The following is an 11,373-nucleotide window of genomic DNA, read 5'->3' on the forward strand; positions in this document are numbered from 1 at the left end:
CGTGTCAGGAGGCTGCCAGGACGGTGCCATCAGCGTGCCGTAACCGTGCCAGGGCTGTGCTATGGACGTGCCAGCTCCGGGACCCCGGTGCGCCGGGCCTGTGTCGGCGACGTGCCGTAGCGACGCCGGAAGGCGTCGGCGAAATGACTGGCGCTGACGAAGCCGCAGGCGATCGCGACCTCCGATACCGACAGCGAGGTCTCGGTGAGTAGCGCCCGCGCCCGGTCGAGCCGCAGCCGCAGGTACTGCTCCTTGATCGTGCAGCCGAGCTTGGAGCGGAACAGGCGCTCGAGCTGCCGCACCGAGACGCCGGCGACGGCGGCAAGTTCCTCGCGGCGGACCGGCTCCTCGATGGCTTCCTCCATGCGGCCGAGCACGGCGATCAGCTTGGCGTCGCCGATCCCGTAGCGGGCGGCGATCTCGAGGCGCTGCGGCCGCGAGCCGGCGCGCACCTGCGTCGACAGGAACCAGTCGCTGACCTCGGAGGCGAGCGCCCGGCCGTGCGCCTCGGCGATCAGCGCGTGCATGAGGTCGAGGCCGGCGATGCCGCCGGCGCAGGTGAAGCGGCCGCGATCGATCTCGAACAGCGAGCGGGTGACGTCGAGATCGGGGAACCGTTCCACGAAGGCGGCGTGATGGTCCCAGTGGACGGTGCAGCGATAGCCGGCGAGGACGCCGGCGCGGGCGAGCAGGAACGGTCCGCCCGACACGCCGCCGAGCCGCACGCCGCGCAGCGCCAGGTGCCGCAACCAGGCCATGGCGCGGCCGCTGTCGACGCCGGCGCCCTCGGCGGCGGCGACGACAAAGAGCCAGTCGATGCCCTGGTCGGCGCCGACGGCGACGTCGGGGGCGATGGTCACCCCGTTGGAGGACTGCGCCGGACGACCGTCGAGGGTCGCGTGGCTCCATCGGTAGAGCGTGCGTCCGGCCAGGCGGTTGGCCGCCCGCAACGGCTCGACCGCGCTCGCGTAGGACATCAGCGCGAAACCGGGGATCAGCAGGAAGCAGACCTTGCAGGGCGTGTCGTTCATCTGGCGCGACGCAGGAAGCGGCCTTGGACGAGAAGCGGGTCGCGCAGAGGCAACAGAGACACGGCTTCGCTGTCAAGCGCCCGGGCCGGCAGGACGCCGAGACGGACGCCCTGATGTCTCAGGCGCCTCGAGCCGTCGGCCTCACGGGACGCGCAGGGCGGTTCACTCGCAGGGCAGGACTGGCCCCGGACGGTCGCCGGTGCCACCGGAAGAAAACCGAGCCCGCCGCATGAGGCGGCAAGCCGGAAAAAATGTCCGGCATCGGACGAGGTCCGCCGGAGCCCGCAAAGGCGTTAGCGGGCCCCTCACCGATGCCGGACCAGTTAGGCCTGGCGGCACCCTATCCGGCCAGGCTCGGTTTTCTCCCGGTGTAGCGGGAGACGATCTGCGAGGTTGACGTCACGTCGCAAAAGAGTCCAGCGATCTCCGCGACAATTTCGTGGACCTCCCTTTCATCGTGGTCTCCCAATGCCTTACTGGCCGAGGCATCCGAAACCAATGTTGTCTTATGACCACGGTGATGCGCATCAAAGATGGTCGAGAGACAGTTGCTTTCACAGGTCAGGCCGGCCAGCAGGAAAAATGGGCTCGACAGGCTGTCGAGCAAGGTGCTGAAGGAATCGTTCGAATAGCAGGAGGGATGCGAGCGCTCGAAGACCATCTCGTGCGGCCGCGGCCGGAACTCCTCGATCCACTCCGCAAAGGGCGTCGCCCGGTTGAAGAACGGCTCGCGCCGCAGCTGCCGGAAATGGGCGACCGGGAGGCCGCGGTCGCGTGCGAAATCGAGCAGCCGCAGCGAGTTCGACCACCAGGGGTCGCGGCCCGAAAGCGCATAGGCGCGGCCGTCGCTGATGTATTCCTGCTGCAGGTCGAGGAACACGAACAGCGGTGTTCCAAGGTCCTCCGTGTGGCGCGGAAACTGGATCACAGTCATTCGTATCCTCCGTTCAGGCAGCTTTCCGGTCGCCGAGGGGCGACGTGACGGGCCGGGCCATCGAGTTCTCGAGCACGCCGGGCTCGTCCCACTCGCCTTCCGGACGGATCAGTTCGTAGGGATCGCTGTCCAGCGTCAGCGGATCGGGGTGCGGTTCGACCTCGAGCAGCATCTCGGTATAGGAGTAGTCGGAGAACACCAGCTTGCGGTTGCCGCCCATCGGCTTGGCGCCGAACCGGCTCCAGAACTTGACCAGGCGGTCCTGCGCATGGCCGTAGATGGTCGTGTAGCCCTTCTTCCGGCACAGCTCGATTCCCGCCCAGACGATATCGAAGGAGAGGCGCGAATTGCGGTGCTCGTGGCGCACGGCGAGCCGTTCGATCTTGGCGAAGGAGGCGAAGAACCGCACCCGCAGGCAGGCGGCCGGCTCGTTGTCGACGTAGCCGATCAGGTGGGTGGCGCAGAAATCGTTGCCGTCGAATTCCTCGGGATAGGGGCAGGTCTGCTCGCTCAGGAACACCGCCGAGCGGATGGCGACCACCTTCATCATGTCGTTGAGGGTCCGGGCAACCTGTATGCTGTACGGCCTGGACTTGCCGGGCGCACTCCGGGATTCGGTCCTGCCGTAGGTGGCGTAAATCGGGGTGGTCATCGTCTGGTTCTCCCTGTCACTGCGCTCGTTCACCCTGTACATCGGTTCGCCCGGGCCAACGCCGCTACCGGTCGCCGACCAGTCCGCCGCTGCGATTGGCGATACGCACGTAGCGCTGCAGGCCGGGACATCCCGAACGAACGTCATGGAAGCCCAGATGCGCCATCAGCGGCCGGGCCTGCGGGGTGGTCGGCCGCGCGTACAGGTTGGCCGATGCGAAGGTATCGGCCTGAAGCAGCCGGCTCATGGCGCAGACGCCGGCAATCGCCGGGCCCGGCGCGACGACGGCCCATTTGTAGATCGCCGCAGGCGTGCCGCCGGTCGGCACCAGCGTGCAGGGATCGGGATCGCCCGCGTTGAGTTCGCCCAGCAGCAGGGCCTCAAGCCCGTCCCTCGACAGATGCAGCATCGCGTAGATGCCGACGGCGCTGTCGCCCCGCTCGAACACCCAGATGCTGTCCGCGTTCCGGTTGATCACCTTGGCGACAACCTTCTCCGCCGATGACAGGACCGGGATCTCGCGGCCTGCGAAGGCCAGCAGGCTGCCGATCTCGGCCCTCTGCACCCGACGGACGTTCGTTCCGGACCGGTGGATGCGGCCGAGATGGTCGAATTCGCGGCGCTGCAAATTTGCAGCATCCCCTCGGACGATCCGCAGAACGGGTTGACTGGCAGGCATCAAAAAACACTCCGCTTCAGGCGTAATGCTTTATCATAGGGGGCAAAGTCGGCTATACTGTGCAGCAATTGTTGCAAAGGGGTGATGCGTAAATGGAGCGCCGGGTCTCGGAGAAGCAGCTTCGGAACGTCTCGTGGGACGATATCCGGATTTTCCTGTCCTGCGTGCAGGCCGGCAGCTTCCGACGCGCGGCTGCCGAGCTTCGGGTCAGTTCGTCCACCGTGGTGCGGCGCATCGACCGGCTCGAGCATGCGCTCGGCAGCCCGCTCTTCGCCCGGACGCCGGACGGCGTCGTGCCGACCGAGGAGGGGCGCTCGATCGTCGATCACGCGCACCGCATGGAACTGGCGATCAACGCGGTGTTCCGCCGCGTCGAGAAGCAGGACACGACGACGCGCGGCACCGTGCGGGTCTCCGTCACCGAAGGCATCGGCACCTACTGGGTGATGCCGCGGCTGGTCGAGTTCCAGAGGCAGTTCCCGTTCCTGATCATCGACATGCGCTGCGGCATGGAGAGCGCCGACGTGCTGCGCATGGAAGCCGATCTGGCGGTGCAGTTCGACCGGCCGACCTCGCCGGATCTCATCGTCACCAAGCTCGGGCGGCTGCACATCTATCCGTTCGCCGCCAAGAGCTATGCCGAGATCTACGGCCTGCCCAAGTCGGTGGAGGAAATGAAGCGCCACCGCCTCGTCGACCAGGCGGCGCCGCAGCTCGACACCGGTGCCTGGGCGCGGCTGCTGAAGCTGCAGGACGTCGAGGGGATCGTGTCGCTGCGCACCAATCTCAGTTCGGCGCTGCTCTACGCGATCGAGAAGGGGGCGGGCATCGGGGCGCTGCCCACCTACGCCGCGGCGCTGGGCGCGCCGATCGTTCCCGTCGACATCGGCATCCGGCACTCGATGGACGTCTGGATGACCTTCCATCCCGACATCAGGCGCACGCAGCGCAACACGCTCGTGATCGACTGGATCAAGCGGATCTTCGACCCCGAGAGGTTCCCCTGGTTCCGCGACGAATTCATTCATCCCTCGGAGTTCGTCGACAACCTGCCTGCCGATTCCAAGGTCAATATCGGCAAGGGCTTCGCGGCGGCGACGCCGCTCGTCGCCGACCTGCCGGAGAAGGTCCGCGCCGCCGGCGGCCGCTGAGGGCCGTATCGCGGGCGCGCGGTCGCCCGTCTCGACGGAAGCGCGATACGCGGCAGGCGCCCGGCTGGGCCCCGGATCAAGTCCGGGGCGTACTCTTCCCGGGTGGCAAAGTTCCCGCCCCCGGCACAGACTACGTCCCGGCTCCGCGCCGGGACCCGGCGTGAGGATGCGGCGAAGTCGCCTGCGGATGTGCCGGCGCCCGCTCTCCGGACCCGCCGTATGCCGCAGCCGCCGCGCTGGGCCCCGGATCACGTCCGGGGCGTACGCTTCCCGTGTGGCAAAGTCCTGCCTCCAAACACAGCCTTGCATCCCGGCTCCCCGGTGCTGGGATGCGGCGTGAGGACACGGCGCAGTCGCCGCATCGGGAGTTCGCCGGTGCCCGGTCTCCGGACTCGCCGGATGCCGCAGCCGTCGCGCTGGGCCTGGGACCAAGTCCGGGGCGTAAGCTTTCCGTATGGCAAAGTTCCCGCCCCCGGCACAGACTACGTCCCGGCCCTCGCGCCGGGATCCAGCGCAAGAACCCGGCGCAGCCGCCGTTTCCGGGCGCTCGGCGCCCGGTCTCCGACCCGCCGGATGCCGCAGCCGCCGTGCTGGGCCCCGGATCACGTCCGGGGCGTACGCTTCCCGTGTGGCAAAGTCCTGCCTCCAAAAACAGTCTCGCATCCCGGCCCCCTGCGTCGGGATCCGGCGTGAGGACACGGCGCAGTCGCCGCATCAGGGCGTGCCGGCGCCCGCTATTCGGGCCTGCCGGATGCCGCAGCCGCCGCGCTGGGCCCCGGATCAAGTCCGGGGCGTAATCCTCCCGTATGGCAAAGTTCCCGCCCCCGGCACAGACTACGTCCGGCCCTCGCGCCGGGATCCAGCGCAAGAACCCGGCGCAGCCGCCGTTTCCGGGCGCCCGGCGCCCGGTCTCCCGACCCGCCGGATGCCGCAGCCGCCGTGCTGGGCCCCGGATCGGGTCCGGGGCGTAAGCTTTCCGTATGGCGAAGCCGAGCCCCGGCACGGGATACGTCCCGGCCGCTGCGCCGGGACCCGGGTTGAGGACCCGGCGGAGCCGTCTGCGACGCCATCTGGCCGGTCAAGGATCTTTGATCGCACTATCGCCACATAGTGCTGAGGGATCGATACGCATCTTGCCGATTCGTGGTAAAGATCGGGGCGAATCAGTGTCATTTTGAGACACGGGAGCAAGGGGCTTCATATGCGGTTTGACAGTTCCGAGGATACTGACGGAAATATATTGCTGAGCCGCCGTACGTTCGTCGTCGGCGGCTTGTCTGTTGCACTTGCCGGCTGCACCTCGCAGACGATGGAAAGCTGGACGGCCTACGCGCCGGTCAGCGGCGAGGTGGCGCCGCAGTACCGCCGTCAGCGGGTGCGCTACGAAACCCGCGAAAAGCCTGGCACGATCATCGTCGACACCTCCGAGCGCTTTCTCTACGTCGTCGAGGAGGGCGGCATGGCGACGCGCTACGGCGTCGGGGTCGGACGGGCCGGGTTCTCGTGGTCGGGCCGGGCGACCGTCGGCCGCAAGGCGCAGTGGCCGACCTGGACACCGCCCCCGAACATGATCAAGCGCCAGCCGGAACTGAAGAAGTACGCCGCCGGAATGCCGGGCGGCCCCGACAATCCGCTGGGTGCGCGCGCGCTCTATCTCTATCGTGGCGGCCGCGACACGCTGTACCGGCTGCACGGCACCAACCAGCCGTCTTCGATCGGCCAGGCGATGTCGAGCGGCTGCATCCGGATGCTGAATGCCGACGTCGAGCACCTCTACGACCGCACGCCGGTCGGCACCCCGGTCGTCGTCAAGGTCTGAGCCGCAGCCTCAGCCCGAGGCCGGTTCGGTGGGCAGCCGCCGGAGGTGGTTGTCCCAGGCGGTCGGCTCGTCCGGCGCGTCGATCAGCACGTCCGTCGGCATGCCGGGACCGGATTCCTGCATCTCGCCGTAGCCGCTGGTGAGGCGGAACGGCTCGGCCGAGCCGGCGGCCACGCCGCAGACGTCGCGCAGCGCCGTGGTGCCGAGGCAGCGGCCGGTCGCCGCGTCCCAGTAGGCGACGTTGCCGCCGACCGGGCTCGAGGTGGCGACCGTGGTGCCGGAGGAATCGACGGCAACCGATCCGATATAGTTCCCAAGGTCGCGCAGGACGTCGTCGGAGCCGGAAAACAGCTCCGGCTCGCGGCCGCGCCTGTGCCGGCCGACCACCGGCGGCCGGTCGCCCCTGGGGCCGTGATACTGGCCGCCGAACCAGACCGCGCCGTAGGCGTCCACCGCCAGGTGGTGGAAGGCGAGCTGGTGCAGGGACGGGTCGACGGAGACCTGCTCGACGATGTCGCCGGTCGTCACGTCGACATAGGACAGCGACGGGGCCATCGTGTCGAGGTTGAGCTCCAGCTTGCCGTAGTCGGGATGGGTCAGGACGCCGCCATTGGCGATGCACAGCGTCCTGCCGTCCGGCATCAGCACGGCCTCGTGCGGGTCGAGGCCGCCGGTCGCGAACTCGCCGATCCGGCGCATGCCGGCGGCGACGTCGTAGACGCCTGCGACGCCGCGGGCGCCGTCATAGTCGTTCTCGGTGGCAAACAGCAGCCGGTCGCCGTCGGCAAACGCGCCGTGGCCGAAGAAGTGGCGGTCGGGCTGCGAGGCGAAGGCGGTCGGCGCCTCGGCGCCGGTCGTGTCGAAGGCGACCGCGAACCGGCCGGGCTGCCTGGCAAACGCGATCGCCCGGCGCCCGTCGCCGGCGATCGCGAAGGAATGGCCGCGAGCCTCCAGCGGCACGACCAGCAGGTCGCGGCCCGCCTCGTCGAGGACTGCGACCTCGAACCGCGCATCGCGCTTGCGGGCGGTCAGGTAGCGCACGAGGTCCGGCTCGGGCGCCGCCGCCAGCGCCTTCGGGGCGACGCCGGCTGCCGCCAGCAACACCAGGAACGTCCGTCGATCAATCGCCGTCGAGCGCATTGAATCCGACCGCGACGCCGGCCGCCTGGGCAAGCACCGTCTCTATCGTGGTGTGGATGCTCTTCATCGCAATGACGACATAGGTCAGCGCGTCCCGGGCCGGACCCGGCGCAACGGCCTGTTCGAGCGGCACGTCGACGCTGTCGAGCGCGGCAAGGGCGCTGCGGATCTCGAACCGGAGACTGCCGTCGATCCACTGGTCGGATTGGTCGAGGGAGCCGGCGAACCCGGCCGCCGAATAGAAGTCCCGCACGGCGGTCAGCGTGGTTGCGATCGCGGGAAGCGCCTGCCCGCTGCGCCAGAACGGCGCGCGCTTGTAGTTCGCCTTCGCGGGGTCGTCGCCGAGGAACGGCGTCACGACGGCATCGGCGACGAAGACGAGGCCGGTCGCCATCGCCTTGATCGCCTCCGCCGTGACTTCCCCGTCGTCGCGGTAGACGTCGTTGTCCGGTCCGGGCATCGAGAAGTCGCGGGCGTAGGCGCTGCCGGGCGCCCAGGCGTCCGCCAGGCCGCCGGCAGTCGCGGCGATCCGCCGGCTGACGGCCAGCGCATAGGCGCACCGGTAGCGGCCCTGGTCGGAGTCCGTGAGGAGACCGTCTGATCCGGTGCCGTAGAGCGCGTATTCGAGGGCCGGCAGCCCCTGGACGGCGACGCTCTTTTCGGCGAGCCGCGCCGCGTCGACGGCTGCGGGATCATCGCCGGCAAGCAGGCCCTGCACCTGGCGCAGCGTGACGCCGCGCGGGTCTGGCCAGAAGAAGATCCGCTCGAACCGGTTGTCCTCGACCAGCGGTCCGAAGCGCAGGATCATGACGGCGAACCAGTCGCGGACGAGGGCGTCGAAGCGGGCGTGGACCTCAGCCTCGCCGGCCGCGTCGGGCGCGCCGCAGAAGCTCTCCAGCGACCGGGTCATCGCCGCCGCGTCGCCGGAGAACTGCGTCGTCGCCGGCCGGATGTAGCCGTCGACCAGGTTTGCGCCGATATCCTTCGGCGCGCCGGCATGGGCAAGCGTCGAGGCCAGCAGGATCGCAAGTGCCGAGCCAAGTACTGGCCCAAGTGCCGCGATGAGCGTTCGCATCCTACAGGGACTCCAGGAACCGGATGAGGTTTGCCCGCTCGGCGGGCTGCATCGCCACGACCCTGTCGCGGGCCGCCTGCGCCTCGCCGCCGTGCCAGAGGATCGCCTCGAGGATCGTCCGGGCCCGGCCGTCGTGCAGGAAGGTCGCCTCCTCGTTGACGGTGCCGGTCAGGCCTATCCCCCAGAGCGGCTGGGTGCGCCATTCGCTGCCGTCGGCATCGCCCTCCGGCCGGTGGTCGGCGAGGCCCTCGCCCATGTCGTGCAACAGCATGTCGGTATAGGGCCAGATCAGCTGGAAGCGGTGCGCCTCGCGTTCGGCGTCGCGGCGCGTGACGTATTTCGGCGTGTGGCAGGCCGGGCAGCCGGCGGCGTAGAACTGCTCCTTGCCGGCCAGCACCTGCGGGTCGTCGACGTCGCGCCGCTCCGGGACGCCGAGATTGGCGGAATAGAAGACGACGAGATCGAGCAGGTCCTCGGGAACCTCCTCGGGGCCGAGCGCCGGCTGCGCGCCGTCCGGCATGGCGAGGCAGTCGGCCTGGGCGTCGGTGCAGTCGCCCGAATGGACAGGCAGGACCGGCGTCGACAGTCCCATGTCGCCGGCGAAGGCATGCGCGGTCTGGGCGCGGATGGTCGGCTGGATCGCCTTCCAGCCGAAGCGGCCGGGGATGATCTCGCCGGTCTCGACGTCGCGCACGAGGTTCGGGCGGCCGGATATCCCGTCGCCATCGGCGTCGTCGGGATCGGACCTGGCGAGGATGTCGGCTTCGGCCACCGCCTCCAGCAGCCCGAGGCCGATCATCGGCTGGGCGATGCGCGGCGAGATCAGCGTGTCCTCGCGCATCGGGCCGAAGCCGAGGTCGGTGATCGCGAAGGTCGGCCTGCGCAGGCTCACCGTCTCGCCGCCGTTCAGCGCGACCGGGATCTCCTCGTAGGTGACGCTCACCTTGCCCTCGGCGGGCAGGCCGGGGACGGCGAAATCCTGCAGCTGCGTGCCGTAGGTCGGCTCCGCCAGAACGGCGAGGCTGCGCTCGAGGAGCTGGTTGCGTTCCGCGTCGCTCGACGGCGGCACCGACAGGCGGATCAGCATCGAGACGGCGTCGTCCTCGGCGTTGCGCGGGGGATGGCCGCGGCCGTCCTTGAGGTGGCAGCCCTGGCAGGAGCGGGCGTTGAACAGCGGGCCGAGGCCGTCGGAGGCCTGCGTCGAGGACGGCGACGACACCCAGTCCTTGCGGAACAGGCCGTTGCCGAGGAAGAAGCTCTCGCGCTGCTCGAAGGACAGGTTGCCCGAGGGATGGGAGAAGATGTCGCGATTGACGATCTTGTCGACGGTGGCGGCGCCGGCCGGCTTGAGCTCGAAGGGCTCCGGCGCCGAGAAGCCCGTCGCCGGCGCGGTCACCGCTGCGACGCGGCCGCGGTCGTGCGGCGACAGATCGTCGCGCCACTCCAGGACACCGGTTGCGGCGGCGACGGCGACGGCGACAGGGCCCGACAAGGCGATGACCGCCACCGCCGCTGCCAGACCCCGCCGAACGTGCATTTCGAAGGCTCCCTATCGGGACCGGCTCGCGCCGGCCCCGTCATCCGGTCCTACTGGAACACCGCATCGGGATTGTCGAGGCTGTCGGAGCCCTCGATCGTCACTCCCTGAAGGCCGAGTTCGGAGACGACGCGTTCGATCGAGCGGGTCTGGTCGACCAGGCCGTCGATGGCGAACTGCACCGCCGCGTTGCCCGCCTCGTTGCCTTCGCCGATCTGCTGGTCGTAGGCCTCGCCGTCGGCGGCCCGCTTGCGGATCTCGTCCATCGCGTCGAGCGTCTTCTGCAGCTTGGCGCGCAGTTCCTCGTCGAGCTCGGGCGACTTCGCCTTGACGAGATCGGACAGGCTCGCGCCCTCGACCCTGGAGCCGTCGACCCGGGTGTAGGAGCCCGTGTAGACGTTCACGATGCCGAGCTGGTCGTAGTAGTGGGAGTTGTGGGTGTTGTCGGAGAAGCAGTCATGCTCCTCCTCGGGATCGTGCAGCAGCAGGCCGAGCTTCATGCGCTCGCCGGCCAGTTCGCCGTAGGACAGGCTGCCGAGCCCGGTCAGGATGGCTATCAGGCCGACATCGGGCTCGCCGCCGATGAGGTTGCCGCGGGCCTCGCCGTCCTTGCCCCATTCGCCGACCATGTCGTCCAGGTCGCGGACCAGCAGGTCGACAGCGGCGGTGAGGTACTGGGCGCGGCGCTCGCAGTTGCCGCCGGTGCAGTTGGCCGGGTCGAAATCGGTGTGGGGCCGGTTGCCGGCGCCCGCCCCGGTACCGTTCAGGTCCTGGCCCCAGAGCAGGAACTCGATGGCGTGGTAGCCGGTCGCGACATTGGCCTCGACGCCGCCGATCTCCTGCAGCGTATCCGAGAGGAAGTCCGCCGAAATGGTCTTGGCATCGACTTCCTGGCCGCCGACCTTCACCACCGGATTGGCGACGATGTTGGCGGTGTAGTAGCCGTTGGTGTCGGACTCGGTGCCGTACGACGGATCGACGTAGTCGATCAGGCCTTCGTCGAGCGGCCAGGCGTTCACCTTGCCTTCCCAGTCGTCGACGATGGCGTTGCCGAACCGGAACGCCTCGGTCTGCTGATAGGGGACGCGGGCGGCGAGCCATGCCTCGCGGGCGGCCTTCAGCGTCGCCTCGCTCGGATCGGCGACCAGCTTGTCGATGGCGGCTTCCAGCGTCCTGGCCGTCTGCAGCGAATCCTCGTAGCCGGCAAGCGCGATGTCGGCGTAGTTCTCGAGCACCGCCTTCGCGTCGGCGGCATTGGCGGACGCGCTCGACAGGGCGAGCAGCCCGCCCGTCGCCAGCGTCAGTATCGTGTGTCGCATGTCGGTGTCCCCAGGTCCCTTCGTCGTGAGATTCGA

General features: G+C 69.1%; 11 protein-coding genes. 3 read left to right on the forward strand and 8 right to left on the reverse strand.

Annotated elements, in window-relative coordinates; all coding sequences use genetic code 11:
- Positions 1–59: 59 nt before the first annotated feature.
- From V3328_RS05600 to V3328_RS05615, 4 genes are all read right to left on the reverse strand, one after another.
- Positions 60–1,031, reverse strand: a complete 972-nt coding sequence (locus V3328_RS05600; protein ID WP_340328632.1) for a GlxA family transcriptional regulator — start codon at positions 1,029–1,031, stop codon at positions 60–62.
- A gap of 340 nt (positions 1,032–1,371) precedes the next feature.
- A complete protein-coding gene (locus tag V3328_RS05605; protein WP_340328633.1) occupies positions 1,372–1,965 on the reverse strand; it encodes a cysteine hydrolase family protein in 594 nt (197 codons plus the stop codon).
- Positions 1,966–1,978: 13 nt separating this feature from the next.
- Entirely contained in the window at positions 1,979–2,617 is a 639-nt protein-coding gene (locus V3328_RS05610) for a GNAT family N-acetyltransferase (protein ID WP_340328634.1), read from the reverse strand.
- A gap of 64 nt (positions 2,618–2,681) precedes the next feature.
- Positions 2,682–3,245, reverse strand: a complete 564-nt coding sequence (locus V3328_RS05615; RefSeq protein WP_340328635.1) for a hypothetical protein — start codon at positions 3,243–3,245, stop codon at positions 2,682–2,684.
- 143 nt (positions 3,246–3,388) lie between these two features.
- On the opposite strand from V3328_RS05615, the gene V3328_RS05620 reads away from it, so the two are divergent.
- The 3 genes from V3328_RS05620 (at position 3,389) to V3328_RS05625 (ending at position 6,266) form a co-directional block, all read left to right on the forward strand.
- The gene (locus V3328_RS05620; protein WP_340328636.1) at positions 3,389–4,447 is read left to right on the forward strand and encodes a LysR family transcriptional regulator; all 1,059 of its coding nucleotides are present in this window, start codon (positions 3,389–3,391) and stop codon (positions 4,445–4,447) included.
- Between the two features lie 219 nt (positions 4,448–4,666).
- Complete coding sequence (locus V3328_RS26560) at positions 4,667–5,140, forward strand: PH domain-containing protein (protein ID WP_378758999.1); 474 nt, start codon at positions 4,667–4,669, stop codon at positions 5,138–5,140.
- Between the two features lie 550 nt (positions 5,141–5,690).
- Positions 5,691–6,266, forward strand: coding sequence for a L,D-transpeptidase (locus V3328_RS05625; protein WP_340328884.1), 576 nt, complete (start codon positions 5,691–5,693; stop codon positions 6,264–6,266).
- A 9-nt stretch (positions 6,267–6,275) separates the two neighbouring features.
- On the opposite strand, the gene V3328_RS05630 is transcribed toward V3328_RS05625, so the two are convergent.
- From V3328_RS05630 to V3328_RS05645, 4 genes are read right to left on the reverse strand one after another with little or no spacing between them, the layout of a single operon-like run.
- On the reverse strand, positions 6,276–7,370 hold the full coding sequence (locus tag V3328_RS05630; RefSeq protein ID WP_340328637.1) for a DUF1513 domain-containing protein: 1,095 nt from the start codon (positions 7,368–7,370) through the stop codon (positions 6,276–6,278).
- A 16-nt stretch (positions 7,371–7,386) separates the two neighbouring features.
- A complete protein-coding gene (locus V3328_RS05635; RefSeq protein WP_340328638.1) occupies positions 7,387–8,481 on the reverse strand; it encodes an imelysin family protein in 1,095 nt (364 codons plus the stop codon).
- 1 nt (position 8,482) lies between these two features.
- The gene (locus V3328_RS05640) at positions 8,483–10,018 is read right to left on the reverse strand and encodes a di-heme oxidoreductase family protein (RefSeq protein WP_340328639.1); all 1,536 of its coding nucleotides are present in this window, start codon (positions 10,016–10,018) and stop codon (positions 8,483–8,485) included.
- 50 nt (positions 10,019–10,068) lie between these two features.
- Complete coding sequence (locus V3328_RS05645) at positions 10,069–11,337, reverse strand: imelysin family protein (protein ID WP_340328640.1); 1,269 nt, start codon at positions 11,335–11,337, stop codon at positions 10,069–10,071.
- Positions 11,338–11,373: the final 36 nt, after the last annotated feature.

It is taken from the genome of Microbaculum marinum (genome assembly GCF_037855135.1).
In the GTDB taxonomy this organism is placed as follows: Bacteria; Pseudomonadota; Alphaproteobacteria; order Rhizobiales; family Tepidamorphaceae; genus Microbaculum; species Microbaculum marinum.

Coding starts and splice junctions, on each gene's coding strand:
- V3328_RS05600 (WP_340328632.1), bottom strand. CDS start 1,031: ATGAACGACACGCCCTGCAAGGTCTGCTTCCTGCTGATCCCCGGTTTC.
- V3328_RS05605 (WP_340328633.1), bottom strand. CDS start 1,965: ATGACTGTGATCCAGTTTCCGCGCCACACGGAGGACCTTGGAACACCG.
- V3328_RS05610 (WP_340328634.1), bottom strand. CDS start 2,617: ATGACCACCCCGATTTACGCCACCTACGGCAGGACCGAATCCCGGAGT.
- V3328_RS05620 (WP_340328636.1), top strand. CDS start 3,389: ATGGAGCGCCGGGTCTCGGAGAAGCAGCTTCGGAACGTCTCGTGGGAC.
- V3328_RS26560 (WP_378758999.1), top strand. CDS start 4,667: ATGCCGCAGCCGCCGCGCTGGGCCCCGGATCACGTCCGGGGCGTACGC.
- V3328_RS05635 (WP_340328638.1), bottom strand. CDS start 8,481: ATGCGAACGCTCATCGCGGCACTTGGGCCAGTACTTGGCTCGGCACTT.
- V3328_RS05640 (WP_340328639.1), bottom strand. CDS start 10,018: ATGCACGTTCGGCGGGGTCTGGCAGCGGCGGTGGCGGTCATCGCCTTG.
- V3328_RS05645 (WP_340328640.1), bottom strand. CDS start 11,337: ATGCGACACACGATACTGACGCTGGCGACGGGCGGGCTGCTCGCCCTG.